At 31.4% G+C, this 19986-nt stretch carries 24 protein-coding genes; all 24 read right to left on the reverse strand.

Features of this window, described 5'->3' with window-relative positions; translation table 11 throughout:
• Positions 1–26 precede the first annotated feature (26 nt).
• The 24 genes from HX049_RS02575 to HX049_RS02690 all read right to left on the reverse strand — a co-directional run bounded on the left by HX049_RS02575 (position 27) and on the right by HX049_RS02690 (position 19930).
• The gene (locus HX049_RS02575) at positions 27–530 is read right to left on the reverse strand and encodes a hypothetical protein (RefSeq protein ID WP_286413790.1); all 504 of its coding nucleotides are present in this window, start codon (positions 528–530) and stop codon (positions 27–29) included.
• Positions 502–819: a hypothetical protein gene (locus tag HX049_RS02580; protein WP_286413793.1), complete on the reverse strand. Its 318-nt coding sequence runs from the start codon at positions 817–819 to the stop codon at positions 502–504. Before HX049_RS02580 ends, HX049_RS02575 begins: the two co-directional genes overlap by 29 nt.
• The gene (locus HX049_RS02585; protein ID WP_286413795.1) at positions 813–1430 is read right to left on the reverse strand and encodes a hypothetical protein; all 618 of its coding nucleotides are present in this window, start codon (positions 1428–1430) and stop codon (positions 813–815) included. Before HX049_RS02585 ends, HX049_RS02580 begins: the two co-directional genes overlap by 7 nt.
• Positions 1427–1876, reverse strand: a complete 450-nt coding sequence (locus tag HX049_RS02590) for a hypothetical protein (RefSeq protein ID WP_286413797.1) — start codon at positions 1874–1876, stop codon at positions 1427–1429. Before HX049_RS02590 ends, HX049_RS02585 begins: the two co-directional genes overlap by 4 nt.
• Positions 1877–1878: 2 nt before the next feature.
• Positions 1879–2922 (reverse strand): hypothetical protein, encoded by a 1044-nt coding sequence (locus tag HX049_RS02595; RefSeq protein ID WP_286413798.1) that lies wholly within the window; start codon positions 2920–2922, stop codon positions 1879–1881.
• Between the two features lie 66 nt (positions 2923–2988).
• Positions 2989–4038 carry a hypothetical protein gene (locus tag HX049_RS02600; RefSeq protein ID WP_025126205.1) on the reverse strand — a complete coding sequence of 350 codons (1050 nt, stop codon included), beginning with the start codon at positions 4036–4038 and terminating at the stop codon, positions 2989–2991.
• Positions 4039–4070: 32 nt separating this feature from the next.
• Positions 4071–4943, reverse strand: a complete 873-nt coding sequence (locus HX049_RS02605; protein WP_286413800.1) for a hypothetical protein — start codon at positions 4941–4943, stop codon at positions 4071–4073.
• A gap of 8 nt (positions 4944–4951) precedes the next feature.
• On the reverse strand, positions 4952–5122 hold the full coding sequence (locus tag HX049_RS02610) for a hypothetical protein (RefSeq protein ID WP_286413802.1): 171 nt from the start codon (positions 5120–5122) through the stop codon (positions 4952–4954).
• Positions 5112–5402, reverse strand: coding sequence for a hypothetical protein (locus HX049_RS02615; RefSeq protein WP_286413804.1), 291 nt, complete (start codon positions 5400–5402; stop codon positions 5112–5114). Before HX049_RS02615 ends, HX049_RS02610 begins: the two co-directional genes overlap by 11 nt.
• 113 nt (positions 5403–5515) lie before the next feature.
• Positions 5516–6328, reverse strand: coding sequence for a hypothetical protein (locus HX049_RS02620; protein ID WP_286413805.1), 813 nt, complete (start codon positions 6326–6328; stop codon positions 5516–5518).
• A 73-nt stretch (positions 6329–6401) separates the two neighbouring features.
• Positions 6402–8192 carry a hypothetical protein gene (locus HX049_RS02625; protein ID WP_286413807.1) on the reverse strand — a complete coding sequence of 597 codons (1791 nt, stop codon included), beginning with the start codon at positions 8190–8192 and terminating at the stop codon, positions 6402–6404.
• A 64-nt stretch (positions 8193–8256) separates the two neighbouring features.
• A complete protein-coding gene (locus tag HX049_RS02630) occupies positions 8257–9756 on the reverse strand; it encodes a hypothetical protein (RefSeq protein ID WP_286413809.1) in 1500 nt (499 codons plus the stop codon).
• 38 nt (positions 9757–9794) lie between these two features.
• Complete coding sequence (locus tag HX049_RS02635; RefSeq protein ID WP_286413811.1) at positions 9795–10013, reverse strand: hypothetical protein; 219 nt, start codon at positions 10011–10013, stop codon at positions 9795–9797.
• The gene (locus HX049_RS02640; protein ID WP_286413813.1) at positions 9994–10494 is read right to left on the reverse strand and encodes a transposase; all 501 of its coding nucleotides are present in this window, start codon (positions 10492–10494) and stop codon (positions 9994–9996) included. The genes HX049_RS02635 and HX049_RS02640 overlap by 20 nt, the downstream gene beginning before the upstream one ends.
• A 63-nt stretch (positions 10495–10557) precedes the next feature.
• The gene (locus tag HX049_RS02645; protein ID WP_286413814.1) at positions 10558–11283 is read right to left on the reverse strand and encodes a hypothetical protein; all 726 of its coding nucleotides are present in this window, start codon (positions 11281–11283) and stop codon (positions 10558–10560) included.
• A complete protein-coding gene (locus tag HX049_RS02650) occupies positions 11280–11615 on the reverse strand; it encodes a RusA family crossover junction endodeoxyribonuclease (RefSeq protein WP_286413816.1) in 336 nt (111 codons plus the stop codon). The genes HX049_RS02645 and HX049_RS02650 overlap by 4 nt, the downstream gene beginning before the upstream one ends.
• Positions 11616–11619: 4 nt before the next feature.
• Positions 11620–12018 (reverse strand): hypothetical protein, encoded by a 399-nt coding sequence (locus tag HX049_RS02655; RefSeq protein ID WP_286413818.1) that lies wholly within the window; start codon positions 12016–12018, stop codon positions 11620–11622.
• Positions 12019–12036: 18 nt separating this feature from the next.
• Positions 12037–14004, reverse strand: coding sequence for a BbrUII/HgiDII family restriction enzyme (locus tag HX049_RS02660; RefSeq protein WP_286413820.1), 1968 nt, complete (start codon positions 14002–14004; stop codon positions 12037–12039).
• Positions 13997–15055: a DNA cytosine methyltransferase gene (locus HX049_RS02665; protein ID WP_286413822.1), complete on the reverse strand. Its 1059-nt coding sequence runs from the start codon at positions 15053–15055 to the stop codon at positions 13997–13999. Before HX049_RS02665 ends, HX049_RS02660 begins: the two co-directional genes overlap by 8 nt.
• Before the next feature lie 117 nt (positions 15056–15172).
• The gene (gene dcm / locus HX049_RS02670; RefSeq protein WP_286413824.1) at positions 15173–16873 is read right to left on the reverse strand and encodes a DNA cytosine methyltransferase; all 1701 of its coding nucleotides are present in this window, start codon (positions 16871–16873) and stop codon (positions 15173–15175) included.
• A 63-nt stretch (positions 16874–16936) separates the two neighbouring features.
• Positions 16937–17920 (reverse strand): phosphoadenosine phosphosulfate reductase family protein, encoded by a 984-nt coding sequence (locus HX049_RS02675; protein ID WP_286413826.1) that lies wholly within the window; start codon positions 17918–17920, stop codon positions 16937–16939.
• A gap of 66 nt (positions 17921–17986) precedes the next feature.
• Positions 17987–18859 carry a hypothetical protein gene (locus tag HX049_RS02680; RefSeq protein ID WP_286413828.1) on the reverse strand — a complete coding sequence of 291 codons (873 nt, stop codon included), beginning with the start codon at positions 18857–18859 and terminating at the stop codon, positions 17987–17989.
• Positions 18795–19673 (reverse strand): Lin1244/Lin1753 domain-containing protein, encoded by an 879-nt coding sequence (locus tag HX049_RS02685; protein ID WP_286413830.1) that lies wholly within the window; start codon positions 19671–19673, stop codon positions 18795–18797. The genes HX049_RS02680 and HX049_RS02685 overlap by 65 nt, the downstream gene beginning before the upstream one ends.
• Positions 19670–19930, reverse strand: coding sequence for a helix-turn-helix domain-containing protein (locus tag HX049_RS02690; RefSeq protein WP_025124399.1), 261 nt, complete (start codon positions 19928–19930; stop codon positions 19670–19672). The genes HX049_RS02685 and HX049_RS02690 overlap by 4 nt, the downstream gene beginning before the upstream one ends.
• Positions 19931–19986: the final 56 nt, after the last annotated feature.

Here is a 19986-nt window from a genome sequence, read left to right on the forward strand (position 1 = left end):
TTCATAATATCGCTCCTGGTATTGTTTTACTTCTCTTGATTTTGACTTGAAGTATTTTGAATGTACTTTTTGAATTCTTCTTTCCCGCCTTTTACCAATGACAGGAGTAAGAGAAAAAAAGAGTTCATTTCAACCCCTCCTTCCTGCCAATCATTTATCTTTGATTGTATCATTTGATCATTAATAATGCGTCTATCTTCTTTTTCTTCATTAATGAACAAGGCACAATAACTCAGTACAGGATGTTGTTCTAAAGTAAAACCTTTCTCCATTTTCTGAACTATGTTATAAATCTTAATAGAAGCATCTGCGAACTTAACACACTTGTCTTTATTATTCCCATTAAGGTCATTATACGCACCAATTAAACTATTTTTTAAATTAGGTACATTCATATCAAATAACTCTAATTCAATCTTAGAAGCCTCTATTGCACGTGCAATAGATAACTTCTCTTCTATAATATATTTTTTGCCATTAACCTCAAATTGTTCTCCAATCTCAGGCTTGAAGCTTACTAAGTTTGTCATTTAAAATCAAATTAATAATTACACATACAGCTATAAAACCTATGTGATACACTAGATTATAACTATGAAAATAAAAATACAAGTATGTCCAAAATGCTAATTGTCCACTTGTACATGGTTTACATCCCCATATCGGTTTATAAATAAAATACTTCCAATTCTTTTCATCTTGTCCAAAAATGCGATATCCCCAAAAGAAGAAACTTGATAAAAGAAAATCCTTTAATACTCCATAGTACAACCACACAATACAAGCACATAAAAAAGTCAAAATAAAATACTCTAACATATATCTTCTTTTAAAATTAGCTCTGGTAAACAATTACTACTCATAGTATATTCAACAACCAAATCAATAGAAAAGGCTTCATAAGGATGCATTAAATACTTTATCACATCACGAGGATATGTATAACGTTTAAAAATCTCATAGTCATTTTCAATAATCCTTCCTGTTACAATAGACACCTTCTTAATAGATTGTTCTGGTATATTAAAAACATTCGGTTCTAGTTTACTCCTGATATAGGTAATAAGTCTATGTCTGATTGATTGACATTCCTTACCTTGTATTTTTTGGTTGTTTAACCAAACTACAAGTCTAAGAGTAGATTTATACATAAAATCGCTACCTCTACTACCTTGAGGAGTAGTTCCTAAATCTTCAAAATACAATACTCCTTTTAAATTAGAATTAGGCACCAAATCTGTAAAACACCCTTTGCGACCACAGTCATCAAAAGATACATCTACAGATGCTGGAAATTTAGATACTGCAAATGTATCTTCTACAATAGTCGGTTCTAGTCTTTCCATTGTCTGTACTAAACCAGCCTTCTTATCAATAAATTTCAAATCGATAAGCGTCCCTTTTATATGATTTGCTAACACTGATGTCATTGTGATAATACTTTTTTTAATATCTCCTGATACTTAGGTTTAAGATAGGTCTCAATAATTAAATCCTTTTCAAATTCATTCAACAAGTCAAACTCTGGATATCTCTTTTTGTTCTCAGTAAGTTTAAATGCCGTTGCATTATCTCCCCCTTTTACACCTGCTGTTAATATGTTTCCTACTCTTTTTGATTCGGGTACATTCCATCCTTGGAACATTAATCCTGTTAGTGAAAGATTCACAAATTCAACAGACCGTCCTAACCTTAATCGGTAATTTATATAAGGCTTAGAAGTATATTTTCTACCAAAACCCTCAGCTAATATCCTTCGTGTAACTAATGCTTTAGCTGCTAAAGCAGCAGACTCTAATACAGGAAGCATTTCAGTTGCTACTCGCTCAGTTGCTGTTTCTATATTTATCTGAAATTCACCAGGAGTTAAAGCCATAATTAGATTAATATTTTACCAACTGTCATTGTCTTTTCAGGATCACAAATAAAACACTCTGAGTTTTTAATATCCGAATTCTCAGCAAGCCAACTTACTAAACTCTTATATGAGTTCTTCAGAATAGCTTCATCCTTTGCCATTTGTTCTCTATTACTCATTATATTGAAATTGATATTAGAACTTGCTAAAGCTTTCCCTAACATCATCTCACCTATCTTATACCATAAAGCCATACCAGCTCTACGTTGAAATAACTCATCTTGCATTGCAGGGCAAATCATATCAAGAATACTACAACTAATAACAGTGTTTATTGAGATACCGAAAGCATCTGTACTATTAGAAGTACTATAAACATCATTACCATATACTCCTGATACATCCACAAAATTCTTTCTTACATGATCAATATTCCCACATGTACCACATGTAACCAAATTTTCTAACGGTTTCAAATCTTCATGTAAATGCGAATATCCAATAACATAAGTATTTTGCATTTCACTATCAAACAAAGGTAAGTTTAGAGGTTTATCAAGTTGGTACACAGTAGCTCCTAATCTTACAGTAATAGGATAAGATTCTATTTCTATATTATTTTTATACACTTTAAGTTCAATAGTAGCCTCTTTGTTAAAGAATAATGTTATACTATCAATAACTATAGAAGCTCCTTCTAATGGCTTTCCCTTAATCGAGATACCTTTGAAAGCAGACTTGTTATTACTTGGCGTTGAATAATTAAGCTTTCCTATAGAGCCACGATAAGGCTTATATTTCTGTTTATGATTTTCAGATATAGCTACTTGAAAATCACTTTCAAAGAAGTTAACTGCATTTGAGTACGTCTTCTTAAACTCTGATTCTATTTCTTCTCCACATCCTAAAACATCTTGAATAAGCTTTAAAGACAATGATTTATGCTCATCAATGTAAAGACTAAGTTTACTTTTTTTAACTAAAGAATCTACTTCTATACAATCACACTCAGTTCTAGTTACTCCAACTAATTCACGAAAACATTCTTTTATTTCTACATTCATAACTCATAAGATTTAAAAAAGGGACACTTATAAAATGTCCCTTTTCATGATCAAACCAAAAAACAATTACTCACCAGGACCAACTAGTGCTTTATCAACTTTTTTATAAGACAAGATTCCTGATACTTGTTTGCCTGTTTCTCCACAACCTACAGGATTTAATAAGAAATCATAATTAACTTCCATATAGTAGGTATGTTTGAAACGTTTTCCACTACAGTCATATTTGTAATAAACATCATATACAACTCCTGGTACATTGAACGATGGAATAGAATAACGTTGTTGCCAACCACTTGAAGGATTAACCTGTTTAGGAGTTGACTCATTGTAATTTCTATTCACAAACGCATAAGAACCTGGAGCGACTAAGAAAGACGTATCATCTACTCCTGCTACAGGGAAACCTGCAATATCAAAGTATGTCTTAAACAACTCTGAACGTTTGAAGTTTCCACTTTGTAGATCTTCTTTATCTAATCCAGCATTCATATACGGTTTCAATAAAGAACGGTTATCAATCAAGAAAGCATCTGCCATGTTGTTCACTTGGATATCAATTTTCATATCAACCAATAAGTCAATATTATATCTATCCTTAGGAACCTCCATAGAGTTTGCATTCCATGTAAACTCATCTTGATTCTTATTATAACCAGCATTTGCTGATAAGAATAACAATCCTTGTTTGTTCAAATACTCATCTAAAGCTTTTGTTTTAACTAATAATTGATTAGCAACAAATTCTTCTAAAGTATAACGAGAACGTCTTAAAGCGTTTTCATCTATACTGAATGAAGCTGACTTACATTTTGTCAATTTGAACTTTTTAGAGTTCATTGAAGCTTGACTTCCTGTGAAATTACAAACATCTTGACAATCATCATCAAGCTTTGTTTCACAGTTATCAATCCAAACAACAGTTACCTCATCATCATCCATTGAAGGATCCTCTAATGAGGTAATTACCTTGTTTCTTCCTACTTGCTCTGTTGTTAAAGCTGAGATTGTTGTAGCCTCAGCTTTATACATATCTTTTTGAGATTGGGAATTATTCCAATCCTCTTCAGCTTTCAATAAAATGTCGCATTGATTTGCGATTGAAATTTCTGCCATTATTTACTTTTTTAAGGAATTAATAGTACTAACTAAGAATTGCCTTTTTGAGCTTCATATTGCTCTTTAATCTTCAATCTATCCTCAAAAGAAATGTTTCTGTCTGTCATTAGAGCAGCATACTCATCATCATTCTTTGGAAGTTTTACACCACTTGCACCAAGATCACCTCCATCAGGAGTTTTTCTAGGTTCTGCTTGTTGAAAATCAAAAAACATAGATGCCTTTTCTTTTACCAATTCTTCAAAAGAGATACCATGTCCATGTTGATTTTCATGTCTTTTTCCATCTTTTAAAACAATTAGTTCTCCATTGTTATCTTGGAAATCATATTCCTTTAATTGATTTAATAAGATATTCTTTTGATTAGTTGCCTTATTTGAATCTGTAGATAATACAGGCTTTAAGCTGTCTAAAACATTTAATGCTTTCTTACTTACATTTTCAAATGTGCGTTCTTTTTGATACTGTTGTTCCTTTTGGCTGTACTCTAACTTAACCTCCTCTATTTGCTTCTTAAATGAAGTCTCTTTTTCGGCTAATAACTTTAATACCTCAGGATGTGTAGAAACGTTTTCTATTTTAGGTTCAGCACTAGATACTTTTTGAATAATATGTTCGATTAGGTCAACCCCTTTTAAGTCTTCCTCTACTTTGTGTTTACTCTTAAGCTCAGTTTCCAAACCATTTAAAACTTCAGACTTAGCCTTGCTATATCCTTGTTCAAATTTCTCTTTTCCATGTGATACTTTAGCAGCATCTTTTTCCAAAACAACATTTTTAAAAGTATCAGCTACAAATGCTGATTCTTCTACTGGTAAAATTTTAGACAATTCCTCCTCTTGCATATTGTATGTGGTTGCAAGCACTCCCACCAATGAATTTCTAAGTATTGTGTATGACATAAGAAATTTTATTTTTGTTTCTTTTTAACTTCTTTTTCCTTTTCAATTACCTCTTCAGGCAATTGAGTTTGTTTTTGTTCAATAAGAGCAAAACAAGATCTATTGTTACTGACAAATGCTTCAGGATTTGACATATAATATTCTTTTCCTGTCTTAAGATTTACAACATTATTCTTCATCTGCCTTTGCTTTAGACTTCTTAACCTTCACTTCTTTAACAGCTTCAGTATTTTGAATTTCCTTCTTTGTTTCATCTACTGTAGATTCATCAGTCTTCTCTTTCTCTTCATCTGCCTTTGCTTTAGACTCTAAAATTTCAGCTTCTTTAACAGCTACTTCTTCTGGTAAAGAATGAACCTCTGACCATCCATAGGTTGCTTTTTCCTTTTTCATATTTTGCCAAGCAGCTATTGTCACCTTGCGCTTTACTCCATCTCTCTGAATTTCTATGTATTTCATTATGATGCATAATTTTTAATTGAACAACTAACACTACAAATGTATATAAAATTAAACATAATATTTACTTTTTAAATAATTTATTAAATACTAAGTTTAATTTTAAACCAAAACTAAGTAGCTAAATCAGGACGTAAAGCGACCGCTATCTCATAAGGAATATAGTCAACTCCATGTCTACACCCATATCCTCCTCTATCTATTTTCCAATTGTAAGTTTCTCTATCGGTTATTGCTGTCAAATCAGGATCATTAACCCACTTATCAGCCTCTTCACTTGAAAACACCTTTCCATTACGCTCAATACAAAATTTACGAGAAGTCTTTATAATCCCACCGTTATAGATAAAGTACTTTAGATTTAGCTTACTAGCATATAAAGCTCCATTGAAAGCATTAACTGTTGCATAAGTATCATATGAGAATACCTTGTAGTACTTCTTGAAGTTTCCTACCTTGTGCTCCGTCCCTTCGATATAATTCTTAAGCGTTTTTTTTAATGCTTCATATCCAGTCCCTTTAGTTATCTCACTAAATACAGTTTTAAACATATCTGCTTTAAGCCCATCATTTTTAAACATCCCATTTAAAAAACCATCCTTGATTAAAGTACCATCAGCTTTAATCCCCATTCGTTTCAAAATAACTTTTTTTACTTCTGCTATTACTTCAGGAGCGACTGTAGTTACGCTTCTATAGTAGTTAGTATTACTGCTTATGATTGTATTTAAATCAATTGAAATGTTTTTAATCAACTGCTTAGTATAAGTCTCTGTGAATCTTGAATAAGCTATATTAAATAACAATACTGTTTTAGCATCTTGTACATCTGTAACAATACCGTTTTCATGCTTAAGCTTTAATATAAAATATCTATACATCGATTTAGTCAATTGACTAGAGGAAGACTGAATCTTGTCTTCCATAATATCAATTAATTTATCTAGTTCAACAGCTTTATCTCTGGACCTTTGTAATATTTGTTCCGTTCTCATTTCATTACTCAATAACAAATGAAGGCTTAGTAACATCTTGCAATTCCTCCATAAGTATATTCACTTTATCATCAATAATACTTCTTTGCTTACCTAAAGCCATATTGTAAAACTCTGGGATATCAAGTTCTATTGAGTCAAATATGTTATCGAAGTTAGCATATAGAACCTGCATACGTTTAGTTGTTAGGTTCTGAATTATAATATTTTGAATCTCTAAATCTGTTTTACCAGGGAATGGATAGAATCTATTCTTAGTTCTAAGCTTAGCTAATTCATCTTGATCATCAGCATAGATTATCTCACTGATATCATTATTTAATCCCTCTCTAATATAAGAAGGTGCTCCACTCTCATTAGCTAACTTAAGTTCTTGCAATAGTTGCCCCATAGTTTTAAGTTTAAAATCTGTAGGATATTTATGCCATATCAAGAATGAATCTACCTCATCAAATAATAACTCGCTAATAACTTTCACAATGAACATCCACATCTCACTATACTTTTGTGCAAATGGATTCAAAGTATCGTATATACTATCAACATCAACTTCGACTTCTGTGGCAGTAGAAAACCTAGTTTGCATTAAGCTCTCCGAATTAAATACCATTCTGATAATCTTCTTCTCAAGTTTATCTACATACTCATCAAGAAACTTCATTACATCATTTGGAAATGGTATATAAGCAGCTAGACGAGATGCATCAACTACATCACTAACATTCTTTGGCATTGGTAATTCAACTACATCTGCTGCGGTTGTATGCGTTCTTTTTACACCAGTACCTCCGCAATCATCACAGGTCTTACCTTCTGCAAGTCTACCACTATTACACCCTTTAGCTGTACATGGAGATACATAGGCTATCTGTTTAGGAAATGTATGTAAAGTGATTGATAACTGTAACTCTGAACTAACCTTGATAAATTGCCTTAATAAAGGCATAGCCTCATAGTGAAAAGGATTTACAAATGTCTCAGATTTCGTTTCTATATCTGGTCTATATCCTACACGTTGAAGAGGTAAAGTTTTTAGTTTGTGCTCATAGAAATAAACAGCATACTTCTTGTTCTTCTTTTTGTTTTCGTAAATATCATCCCAATCAATGAAAGGAGTTACAATATCTTTTGGGATCTCTTTATACTCCACATGATTATCACCAGAGAATATAATATATCTTATAGCCTCTTTAGTTTTATTATCCTTACATTGATACTTATAACTAAACTTAGCGACTAACCATTCTGCCTTTCCATTTACTATCTTAAAGTTTATTGCTTGCTTACTACTAATTTCTAATGGGTAAGCTTGAGGCTTTTCGAATCGATAATCAAATGGTTTAAAATTTACCCATATCCAAGCGTTTGGGTCTGTAAATGTCAGAATTTTAAAACGCTCATTTAGATACTTATCTACACCATTATCATGACTATCTCCATAAAACTTATCAATGCTTTGTTGTATTTCTTCTACCTTAGAATTGTCTTTGTGTTCTACTAACTTCTGAACTTTATTAGAACGTATCACCTTTTCAAAAGTTCTTATAATTTGAGCACAAATAGAAGGAGTATAGTGTTTCGTTATATTCTTTCTTTGTTCAAACAAATCATTATCTTCTCTTCTAACAAATTGACGTAAGTAGGTATTTAATTTTCGCTCTCCTTGCTCATTTTTCTCATCAGTGATAAATGCTTCATATTCTGATGCTAGATTGCATACATGATCATAATTAGCATGAGTTAAATTATTATTTATAATATTTTCTAAGGTACTCCTAAGTGCTTCGATATTCATAACAGCAGTATTAACTAAACAACATATTTATTAACAAAGGTAAAAATTAAATATAATGTTTAATTTAATCGTTTAAAAAATAATCATCCAATACCTCACACACTAAATATTCTACAGCATCTGAGGTATGTCCATACTTCTCATACATTTGATTCGTTTCAGGATCTTTTACCTTCTCTTTTAATTTCTTTCCATCCGCCCCTTGTTTTAACCATTGAAAGTCATCTGATATATGAGTACATTCTTTTTCAAACAATACCTCAACTAATAATTGTTCTCCTCCATAATCAATCCATAATTTGCCCTCAAATATCTTCTGCATAAAGGTTCGTCTATTCATTATCCCTTTGTTATAAGAAGGAACTCTATCAGAATAAATTGAAATGTAATCAGCAAGTACTTTCCTTACTGTGTCAAATTGAGTATGGTCACCATTACCTGCTTGTCTATAATCTCCAGATGCATCACCATAAAAATATACTTCTGGATTAAATTCTCCATAGTCATCCACAAACATCTCTGTAACACGTTCTGTCGTGTTATCTGGAGTCTCTCCACAATACTCGTCAAAGAAGCGTATAATGAACTTTTTATTTTTTGAATCTATAATTATCTGTGCACATAGAAGAGTCATGTAAGGTACTGCATTGAAGTCATAAGTAACATGAATAGGTAAATCTGTTCTGTATCCAAAATCTTGTACATGTTTTTTAGATGAGAATGAACTATAATAAGCTTTCCCTGATTTAGCAAAAGGATAACCAAAAACGAATTTTAAAGCTTCGTTTTCGCTTAATGACTTCAACCTATTATCAATATACCCCTTAGGTAAGTTCTTTTCATTCCAATATGTAGAAGCAATACAAACAGCCTTATTATCATCTTCTTTGTAAAAGAAATCATTAGGATCTGTAATCTTACGATATATGTCCTCTTCATACTCGCCAAGTTTAAACATATCATTAAGCCATTGTACAATACCAATACTAGGAGAAGTATTTATACAACAAGGATTAATGGCTTCATAATGTTCTATTGGTTCCTCTATATCGTCTATATAAACAATCTCTAAAGTTTGTTTATGATACAACATACCTGGTTGTGATAAACGTGCAAGTATAACAGCTTTTAAAGCTTCTTCTTTAGTATCCTTTGTCTCGTCTAACTCAGCCCAACCTATTTCCTTTCCATCATGGGCCATATAGTTATCTAAAGATGCTGTATAGATTATGGCTCCATTAATAAACGAAATAACACCATGGTAAGAATCGAACGTACTAAACTTAACAAAGTGATCAGGTGGTTTAACCCCAACCACGTAATGCCCTTTTGGATTTCCTTTCTTATCGAATTCAGAAAGGCCATAATCTTTAGCCCATACTTTCTTTACTGCAACCATGGTTGACTGTCTAAGCTGCATATAAGTATTAGCTGCTATCATTCCCTTTATCATAGGAAGATTAATAGCATATAGAGCAGATTTAGAGCCTATCAAATGGGACTTACCAAGCCTTTGTCCAGCCATAAATAACGTCAAAGGTTTTCGACTAGCGAAAACCTTCATTTGTGGTCGTGATAACTTAGCTGTCTTACAAGTCTCCATTAGTGTACTCCTAATTGCTTTTTAATATTCTTATCTGAGCTTAATTCATATTCATAAGCTCCTACTTCATGTCCCATACAAGAAACTAAATAGAGTATCAAAGGATTCTCCTTTGTGCCTCTAACCTTAAATCCTGTTACTATGTATTCAGATTGTTCTAAATCTGTTTTGAAATAAACAATCTCCTCTAATTCAAACTTACTTACAATCTTCATCATCTGTTCTAGTATCTTCTTGTATAATCATTTTAATTTTAGGCATTCCTAATGGCTTCTCATCATCTCCCTGCAGCACTTTAGTATCTCTCCACTCTTCAGGTTTTCTATTCTTTAACCAAAATATTTGAGCCGTTGTATCTGGTTGAACTTCTTTAACTACTCGTTTTGTCTCAACCATTTCATAACCTTCTAAGATACCTTTAGCATTATAGTTAGCTCTACGTTCTGTTGTTATTTCAGTGAATTTATACCCCAATGCTCTTTTAAGTAATGCATTCTCTACTTCTCTATCAACTATTTCCTTTCCCTTTTTTAGAGCCTCCGAAAACTCCCTATGCTTCTTCTTCCATTCATATAGTGTAGATGTTGCTATTCCCATATTATGAGCTATCTGTTCATCTGACAAACCATCTGTAGCCCAACCTTGGACAACAATAAGTCTGTCACGCCACTCTACTTCATATTTACTAGGTCTAGCCATTACAACCAATTATTAAACATTATGTTTACAAATTTAATTAAAAAAAGCGGTTATAAAAACCGCTTAAATTTCTTTATTAATAAATGTTTTTAAGTATTCTCTAGCTGTATCTTTAAATTCTTTTTTAATACCTTCTTCAATTTCTTTTATTCCAGGTAAAACAACTCTATGATGTTTTGTAAGTAATTTATCAAAATCTTCTTTTATAACTTTTTTTTGGTTTTTAATTTCTTCAGATTCTTTTGGATCATATTTCAAAAAATCGTTATCTCTTTTGAAACAAATCATATAGTCACTTATAATTGACTCAATTTTTATTTTAGAATCTAATAAAGAGAACAGAAATTTTTCACCAAAATCAATCAATTTATCATTATTACAAACTAATTCTAATTTAGAGTATTGGAATAAAACTTCATTAAAAAACTCTTGAATTGTATTTTCTTTTTCTAGTAACTTATCGATACTATTATATTGGCTGAAAGTGAAGCTTAAACCATTATATAAAAAATCACAACTCTTAGTATAAAACTCAATTATAGTAGTGCTTTCATTTAAGAACAATACTTTATCTTTTTCACTTAAACGATTTAAACCTGATTTCAAAACTTCTAATTCCTTAGAATTCTCTTGCTTTATATCTTCTACAATTAATGTAAGCTCCTCTATATCTTCTTTCTGTGCTAAATTATCCCCTTTCTTTTTTAAATACGATGTTACTAAAATAGAGCAAATAGATATAATAGCACCAACTATTATTGAAATCCATTCATTAAACGTACAACTCATAACCATAAATTCAAAACATTAAACGAAATATACTCTTGTCCTTTCGGAACTATTCTTTTTCTAAGGTGCAACTCATAGATATCCTTATCATTAATACCATACTTCTTCTGGAGAATATCTAGAAATGGTTTCACAGGATTATCGATATCTGCAGTCTTTGCTGAAAAGCCAAAATCTATATCTATTCGAAAAGGTGGTTTTACTTCCAATTTATTAGGAAGCTGCCAAAATACCACCTGTTCATATACCTTATACTTTTCAGTCTTATACCTTCTCCCTTGCCAGCATTCATTAACTGATAAAGGTTTACAGTCTATTTTACCACTTGACATTTATTTAATTCTCATAATCAATAATTCCTAATTCTAATAATCTCATTGCGAAAGGAAGTCCTTCCCCAGTAAGATGAGAACCATCTGCTCTTTCCATACCATTATAGCTAGACACTATAATAGGTTCTCCGTAAAACTCTTTAAAAAACTCAACTGCTGCAGTTCCTAGACCATTCCTCTTATAACCATCTTTTACATCCATATATCTAAGTTTATAACCTTCAAAAGTTGTCTTATATCCATACTCTCCAACCTCTATGAACTCAAACTCTCCAATAACCTCTGATGTTCCTAGATATGTAATATAAACAGCAATCTCATCCTCATCTATTCTAAATTCATACTTTTTATCATTGTCATCTGAATATATTCTAGTTGTATCATTTATTTCCTCAAAATCCATATTTTTCTCTTTTTTTATTTAATTATTTTTCTCAAATAGACCGTTAACAATTGTTGAAATTTTATCGATTTTTCCTACACTTTCAACATAAGATTCATAACCTACTAAAGAATCATTTATCAATTGATCATAACAAATAACCCTAGCATTTTTTACTTTTAAGTACTCATTAGCTTCATTCATATCATTAATAGCATTTTTACCAACAATACAAATTGATTCAATAAAAGGATTTTTTATTTCACTGGCTTCTAAACATTTTCTTAAAGCAGAACTATACTTACCAATTTGTCTAGCTAAATCATGCTCGTCAAATTTGTAACTTGCATTATATCTTTTTAACTCTATTATAATATGTTTATCTGATGAAGATCTATAACGAATATCAAATCTTCCTTTTTTTTCTTCCTCTGTCAATTTTACAGTAATTTCTTTAAAAGCTTTTTGGACATTTTGTTCAATGAATTCCGTTCCCTTAGTTGCTCGTTCCCAAGAAGGATTAAGTAACCATAAATTTTCAAACAGATGTTGTTGTAACACTTGCTCCTTTGCATTTTCATCAATTGCATCTCTCAGCTTTTTAATTATATCTACTCTTTGTCTTGCAATATCATAATACATAGTAGCTTCTATATCTTGTAATTCAGTAAAAAGTTTACCAAATTCAATGATATTTTCAATTTTAAGATGTTCTAATTCACTTAATTTTCGTTGATGTTTTAATTTTTCAAATGATAAAATACCGTATCTGTATAATTCTTTTTTCTTATCAATATCCACATCTTCTATACCTAAAGACTCTATAGTTTGAAATAACTTTTTCGCATACTTTTTTTCATCTCCTATCTGAGATTCAAACCATTCTTCTAAAATTGGCATTTGAATAATTGCTTTATCTGTAGCCTTTTCGTTCCTCAGATTTGTCCAAGTACTTTGTATTTTTTTTAAGAGTTTATTAACTTTAGTCGTTAAACTCTTAAATCTTTCATCATTTTGGTTAAGTTCTTGTCGATTTGAAGTAGCAATATCTTTTTCTTCATCAAGATCTAAAAAATCCGCATGAATTTCACCAATTAAATAACTCGCATAAATTCCTCCTTCATTAAAAGAACTTAAAATATCTTCTTGAGCTAATTTACCACGACACATTATACTAATCTTATTGTTATTTTCATTATTCTCTAATTTTAGTACACTTGGTGTTGTTACTGATGCAATCCAACCTTTTATTTCAATACCTCCTTCTATTATCCCATCTAAACTAGCTTGAGTAACTCCTGATGATTTAAAAGGTAATTCAAAATTTCCTATAGGCCATATAAACTCAAAATTTTTATAATAGTCTAGATCTTCCTTTTTTACAATTTCATCATTAATAAAAATATCAAATCCTCCTAATGGGTCTTTTAATGAAAATCTTCTAGCTAATCTTTTTCGTAAATAAGTTGCTGCTTTACTTATATTTTTGTCTATCTTAGAAATAATAATTTTTGTGCCTGAATCTTCAATACCTTCACTATCAAAATCTATTTCTATAGGATTGTATTCTCTTGTATTGTCTTTATCTCCAATTAGTTCTTGAATATCATCAAGATTCATTTTAAAAGCTTGTCCGTTTTCTCCTTGCTTTTTAGTGTGTATTTCAACAACTTTAGCAATTGAAAATAGAGATAACTTTCCTATTCCTTTTCTTCCCATAACTGGTCTATTAAAAACTTCTGATAGACCTTTATTTTTTTCCTTCCTTTTTTGGTATCCAACTTTTAAGAATCTTTCATTAATTTCCTCAATGCTCATTCCATTTCCATCATCAATAATAATGATTTGGTCTCCATCCTCATCGTCTGTAGTTATCCTTACAACCTTTGCATCTGCATCATAACTATTAGCTACTATCTCAGACAAAACAGAAGGGGTATTACTATAAAGACTTAAACCTAAATGATTTATTATGTTTAAGGATACTGTCATTTTAAATTTACTCATAATTTTTCAAATGATTAATTATACTAATTGCTATTACCTCGCCTAACTTTGGAGGAACAGCATTCCCTATATATCTAGATGCTTTTGTAATAGAAACATCAGTATTTCCTTTAAAAAAACGATAGCTTTTGGGGAAAGTTTGAAAAATTGCAGCCTCTCTTAAAGATATAGCTCTATCTTGTTCTGGATGCCCAAATCTACCATTTCCTAAACCTGTACATAATGTAGTCATTGTTGGAGCTGGTTCATCCCAATTCATCCTCCCATAAACACTACTAAATGTTTTACCACTTTCTTTTTTATGGCATTCTAATAACAATTCCTCAGGCCAATCTTTCCATCCTCCATTTTGAGGCGTAGCTTTAATTCTTTTTAAATTTAAATCTGATAATATCCTTGCTCTATGTAAAGGATCTTTTGTATCAACTTCCCCTGCTTCTAATTTTGGTAACTTTCCTATTACTTTTCTTACTGTATTATAATTCTTTTTACTATGAGTAGGGGCTATTAAACTAATTTCCCCAAATATAGAAGCAAGCAAAACTAACCTAGATCTTTTCTGAGGGATACCATAATCCGGACAAAACACCTTATTTACTTGAACAAAATATCCTTCATTTTCTAATAATGTCACAAAATCATTTAAAACAGGTTTCTCTTTAAATGAAAGTATTTGAGCAACATTTTCCATTGTAACAATATGTGGCTTAGATTCTTTTACTAATCTTCCAAACTCATAAAGTAAATCATATTTACTACTATCTTTCTCTTTTACTTTAAAAGCATATGATGAAAATGGTTGACAAGGGGCACAGCCTGCTAAAACTTTCACTTTCTTATCAGCAAAAATCTCATTAATTTGTTTACCACTTAGTTTACTAATATCAACATTATGAAATTTAGACTTATTATTAAATTCATATGCGTACTTACATGTATCATCTATATCAAAGCCTGATAATATATCAAACCCTTTTTTATACATTCCATGACTTAATCCTCCTATACCACAAAAAAGGTCTACTACCCCAATATCCATATTAACTTTCATATCAAAAAATATATTTACAAACTTATTAATCTACTTTCAAAACAACAATTTTATTTATCATTACTTTTCATAATTTACATCACTATAAATCAATAATTTAAAAGATACAATATACTATTACTTTATCTTTAATTTTGCAATTATAGCAGCCAATACTGCCACCACTATACTATTACCTGCTTGTTTATACGCTTGGCTATTTGATACACAACTAAAATCAAATGAATCAGGAAAGTCCATCAACCTAAAACATTCACGAGGTGTTAATTTCCTTATCTTATACTGTTCATAGTCGCCTGCCATCTCATAGTTACATCCTTCATCACAACTATCGCATAAATCACTATTTAAACAACTATCAAAACCATATTTACATTCGCACTCAATTGTTTTCTGTCTAATAAAGTTAATGTTTGAAGCCGATGTTCTAGTTGTTATTGTACCTGTAACATCAGTAAATCCTTTTTGATCATAAGTATTAATAAATTCATTATCAGCCTTAGGATCGTTACTTAATACATATTCATTTAATCTTCTATCATTATAAAGTGGGGGTTCATATTCTTTCTGAGTACTACATACTTCTAGTAGATTATTTTGCTCCCAAGCATTAGAAGTTACAGCCGGAGATATAAAATGCTTACCTCCTTTATTTTTACCTTGAGGTAATTGATGAATAACAACTTTAGGCTCTTGATTTCCCCCACCCATTGTGTGTAGAGTTGGTCCAATACCTTCTATATCATAAACTCTTCCTGATTGCTCATGAGTTTTTTCCCATTTATCACCTCTTAACTGAGCATACACTACAACATTATCTTTTTGAACCGTTGTTAATGCATTAGAAGTGCCATTCATATTCAGCTCTAACATTTGCTCTGTAGGCATTCCTGCTTTTCTTAGTTTTGGATTATCAGGGTTACGACCACGAATAGCCCCTATACTTACATATCCATTACTATAACCATGTGTACCTGCACTCAATGTCTGCCCTATACCTTTGTCTGAATAAACTTGCGATGCTTGTGTGTCTTGATTAATGAATCCTAAATTAATTATATCCCAATTATGCTTATCATCTAATGAAGCTGCACCACCACACCTTATAGCTCTAGATGCATCATTTACATCTATTCCTGTAAAACCCTCTACCATTTTCTCACTAAGAAAATATTTATCATCAACCTCGCTCTCTAACAAATCCTTTAACCTAGTTTTTAATTCTATACCTATAGGCCAAGTAAAATCATTATCCTGCTCATCTCGTATTCCAACTATAAACACTCTTTCTCTGTTCTGTGGTACTCCATAATGTTTAGCATTCAAAACAGTATGATAGATATGATATGGTACTGATTTCTCATGTGGAAAAATAATAGGGTTACCATTTACAGACTTACCCCCTAAAAATGTTAACCAATTTTGAAAGGTTTGACCATTATCCATACTCAATAACCCCTTAACATTTTCAAAAATGAAAAACCTAGGATTATTAACTTTTATAAATTCAAGAGAATTATAAAATAAAATCCCTCTTTTATCATTTTCTCCTTTTCGTTTTCCTGCCAGTGAGAATGCTTGACAAGGAGGAGAAGTCATATAAATATCAAGACTCTCTCCTGGTATTTCTCGATCATACACATTAGATGGATAATACTTAGGTTCTCCATAATTATGAATAAATGTTTTTCTAGCAAACTTATCCATATCACAAGCAAACACTTCATTGTACTCTATCTCTAAACGCATCAATGCCTGATTGAATGCACCTACACCACTAAAGTCACTACCTACATTTATTGTTGTTTCTGTTTTCATTTTAAACAATAGTTGAACTGTTCGGTATTCCCGAACTGTTGGTTAAACAATAAGTTTTATGTGTTATTCACAGATGTTATATACTGACTTACATTGAAATTGTGGTTCTTCTTCAAATAAATCTCCAGTTGCTCCTAAGTCATTTATATACTTAACAATATCATCTATAGTCGGGTAAGTTTTACCATTTGGTGCTACTTTACTATGATACCTTTTAGGAACTTTATCTGGTGGAAAGAAAGATGAATTAGCTTCTATTTCTGCTTTTCTTACTTTATCAATAGTTGTAGAATTAGGATCGTTTACAGCTATTTTTAATTCAGGTAATTTTTCCATTATACAAGGGTCACAACCGACTCTTGAGTATCCTTTGAAATATCGAGGATTAATAGCGTATCCTCTACTTAAACTAAAATTAATTACATCATTACCTGTAGAATGAAAGAAAGGTCTTATTAAACTATCATCATGTTCAGAACACCATTTTAAAACCTCTTTTTTACGATATGTGAAAAACTTTTCATCTTTTTTACCTTCTGCTAATCTATCAACAGCTATTTGTAACTCTGCTTTTTGCTTATGAGTGACTGGTGGTTTTTGTTCATATTTAGCTATTGTAATTTCATTGCTTTTATAGGGTTCAAAATAGTATTTGAAATATCTACAATCAGGTGATTTACTTGCTCTATTGGCTGACTCATCTGCTCTGATACCATCCACAAATAAGAGGCTTTGATTTTGCTCTAAAATCCAATCAATGACTGGTTTGACTTTTAATTCTTGTGTGCAAAATCTTGCTGTTGTACTTGGGAATCTTTGTTTTTTTATAGCGAGATCTACCATACCATCATATTTAGATGATTTTAAAGTGACATGATTTATTCCTAAATCATTAACGAAATAATCAATATGTGTATAGGTTTCTGGTGCTTCCCATCCAACATCACAAAATACTGTTGTGCAATTTTTTAAACCATATTTTTCAACAGCCCAAAGGACTGAAGCTTGGCTATCTTTACCGCCAGAAAATGTTATAATTACTTTCATTTTAAACAATAGATTATCTGTCCGAGTTATTTCGGATAGTGTTATACAATAAGTTTTCGTTGATTTTTATTTACGGAACGACTGTCCTTTAAACTCTATGATATTGAACATTTCAAATATTCTATCATATACTCGATCTCCATATTTTTCTCCAAACTCCTCTATCCCAAGTTTAAGATCATTGGGATGATTCTCTTTGTAGTTTGAAGTTACAAAGGTTCTAGACTGTCGTATATACCTTTCTTCTAATATTTCTTTAAAGATATTGACCTTACCATAGTTTGATGCTATACGTTCTGTCTTTAAGTCATCAAAGTAGCGTTGCCCTTTGTACATGATATCTTCAAATTCACTTCTATCAGAATCCTCTTTACATTTCTCAAACATAGTCACTACTTCATTGGCTGTATATCCTTTAAAGCTTTTGCCTTTTATTGGTCGCATAAGTTTCTCAAATACCTTCATACATGATGTTTTGCCATTTCCGTAGCCACCAATCACTAACAATCCCTTTTCAAAACTAGGTTTAGAGGCTCTAGATAGATTCTTACATTCAAAGAAACGTTCATCCTTGGAGAAGTAATAAATCAAAGGGCTTAGGTTATCAAGAGACTCTTCAGTTAATTCATACTTCTTACCATACATTTCATTGAATGTATTTTGAAAAGCATCATATAGTTCTTTAGCTGTGAAAGTAATTATCTTTTCAACTTTAGGCCTTCTAATCATCTCGAAGTATGCAGCCATTTTTTTAGCAGATTCAGCACTTAATTTACCTCTAGCCTCATAAACCTCTATTTGATGCAATTCAATGCCTGTAAGCTCTTCTTTTGGCTTAGATTTCAGTACTGCGTACTTATGTCGGCCGATAGCCTTACCAATTTGGCTCTGGTCTATTTGAACTGATGGCTCCTGATTGTTGCAACTGTTTTCCTTCATGATACTGTTGTTTTTTTAATTTATTAACCCAATCATCATTTTTCCATTCATAAATGAAATTTTGAAATCTATGTGTGCGTTCCCCTGTAATCTGCTTATAAGCCATATAGGCATTTGTTTGTTTAATGAATTCTTCTAAATCTCCAGCATCATCTAACCTCAACAAATCACCAAAAGCTCGCATTTGTAATACTTCGCTTGTTTGAGAAAAGAAAGTGCATAACTGTTTAAAAAAATCAGATGATTTCAATTCTTCAATTTCTTTTTCTTTTTTCGCGGAACTTTTTTCTTTTTTTTCTGTTTCAGGATTTTTAAAATCAGAACACAAATTTTCCTCGCACACGCCTTTTGTGTTTGTTTCCTTTACTTTACTTTCCTTTACTTTACTTTCCTTTGTTGGATTTTTAGTCAACGACCGTTCAACGGTCGTTGAAATACCTTGATTATCAACACTCTTTAAAGTTCTTTTTTCAGCTGATTTTTTACCTGCTGCTCTTCTTTGTTCTCTTAAATTATCTAATGGTTGCATACGTCTAATTAAGCTTTCGGAGTAGAAGTGCTTACCTTCTTCGGTAAAGACAAATAGCCCAAAGTCCTCAATTACTGACTTAATTACTGATGCACTCACACGAAGGTCAAAGGCTATAACATTATAATCTTTGACGCTCATGTATTTTGTGCTATCTAACAACCTTTCTAGAATCATAAAGTAAACACCATATCCTTCAGCTCCATGTCTCATCCGCACGGCGAGTATTTTCTCATCATTACGGGCGTTACTGTCGTGGCTGAAATAAAATGCTTCTTTACTCATAAATAATATTGTTTAAATCTTGTCCCAGGAACATAACTTGATAATACTGGGATTCCATAAATGTCTTTTAAGTCTTTCACACGTCTTCTTAAGTCACCTATATTGTACTTAAGTAAAGCTTCATGTGTGGTTAACTTCTCTCCTCTTTTTAATGCATCGTGAACAAGCTTACATTGTTTAGTAAACTCCTTTTCATGCTCCTCATAGTGAGCTTGGCTCTCTAGATTGTTTTCTGGATACCTTTTGTTTTTGCACATAATCTACTTTTTTATTCATGGTTAATATTTTAAGAAAGTAAAAAATTTATAATAGC

This window comes from Myroides odoratimimus, from assembly GCF_030326305.1.
Lineage (GTDB): Bacteria > Bacteroidota > Bacteroidia > Flavobacteriales > Flavobacteriaceae > Flavobacterium > Flavobacterium odoratimimum_A.

Coding starts and splice junctions, on each gene's coding strand:
- HX049_RS02615 (WP_286413804.1), bottom strand. CDS start 5,402: ATGAAATACATAGAAATTCAGAGAGATGGAGTAAAGCGCAAGGTGACA.
- HX049_RS02665 (WP_286413822.1), bottom strand. CDS start 15,055: ATGAAAGTTAATATGGATATTGGGGTAGTAGACCTTTTTTGTGGTATA.
- HX049_RS02660 (WP_286413820.1), bottom strand. CDS start 14,004: ATGAGTAAATTTAAAATGACAGTATCCTTAAACATAATAAATCATTTA.
- HX049_RS02575 (WP_286413790.1), bottom strand. CDS start 530: ATGACAAACTTAGTAAGCTTCAAGCCTGAGATTGGAGAACAATTTGAG.
- HX049_RS02630 (WP_286413809.1), bottom strand. CDS start 9,756: ATGAAGGTTTTCGCTAGTCGAAAACCTTTGACGTTATTTATGGCTGGA.
- HX049_RS02680 (WP_286413828.1), bottom strand. CDS start 18,859: ATGAAGGAAAACAGTTGCAACAATCAGGAGCCATCAGTTCAAATAGAC.
- HX049_RS02610 (WP_286413802.1), bottom strand. CDS start 5,122: ATGAAGAATAATGTTGTAAATCTTAAGACAGGAAAAGAATATTATATG.
- HX049_RS02595 (WP_286413798.1), bottom strand. CDS start 2,922: ATGAATGTAGAAATAAAAGAATGTTTTCGTGAATTAGTTGGAGTAACT.
- HX049_RS02605 (WP_286413800.1), bottom strand. CDS start 4,943: ATGTCATACACAATACTTAGAAATTCATTGGTGGGAGTGCTTGCAACC.
- HX049_RS02685 (WP_286413830.1), bottom strand. CDS start 19,673: ATGAGTAAAGAAGCATTTTATTTCAGCCACGACAGTAACGCCCGTAAT.
- HX049_RS02655 (WP_286413818.1), bottom strand. CDS start 12,018: ATGGATTTTGAGGAAATAAATGATACAACTAGAATATATTCAGATGAC.
- HX049_RS02585 (WP_286413795.1), bottom strand. CDS start 1,430: ATGACATCAGTGTTAGCAAATCATATAAAAGGGACGCTTATCGATTTG.
- HX049_RS02690 (WP_025124399.1), bottom strand. CDS start 19,930: ATGTGCAAAAACAAAAGGTATCCAGAAAACAATCTAGAGAGCCAAGCT.
- HX049_RS02590 (WP_286413797.1), bottom strand. CDS start 1,876: ATGGCTTTAACTCCTGGTGAATTTCAGATAAATATAGAAACAGCAACT.
- HX049_RS02640 (WP_286413813.1), bottom strand. CDS start 10,494: ATGGCTAGACCTAGTAAATATGAAGTAGAGTGGCGTGACAGACTTATT.
- HX049_RS02580 (WP_286413793.1), bottom strand. CDS start 819: ATGTTAGAGTATTTTATTTTGACTTTTTTATGTGCTTGTATTGTGTGG.
- HX049_RS02650 (WP_286413816.1), bottom strand. CDS start 11,615: ATGTCAAGTGGTAAAATAGACTGTAAACCTTTATCAGTTAATGAATGC.
- HX049_RS02620 (WP_286413805.1), bottom strand. CDS start 6,328: ATGGAAGACAAGATTCAGTCTTCCTCTAGTCAATTGACTAAATCGATG.
- HX049_RS02625 (WP_286413807.1), bottom strand. CDS start 8,192: ATGAATATCGAAGCACTTAGGAGTACCTTAGAAAATATTATAAATAAT.
- dcm (WP_286413824.1), bottom strand. CDS start 16,873: ATGAAAACAGAAACAACAATAAATGTAGGTAGTGACTTTAGTGGTGTA.
- HX049_RS02600 (WP_025126205.1), bottom strand. CDS start 4,038: ATGGCAGAAATTTCAATCGCAAATCAATGCGACATTTTATTGAAAGCT.
- HX049_RS02635 (WP_286413811.1), bottom strand. CDS start 10,013: ATGATGAAGATTGTAAGTAAGTTTGAATTAGAGGAGATTGTTTATTTC.
- HX049_RS02645 (WP_286413814.1), bottom strand. CDS start 11,283: ATGAGTTGTACGTTTAATGAATGGATTTCAATAATAGTTGGTGCTATT.
- HX049_RS02675 (WP_286413826.1), bottom strand. CDS start 17,920: ATGAAAGTAATTATAACATTTTCTGGCGGTAAAGATAGCCAAGCTTCA.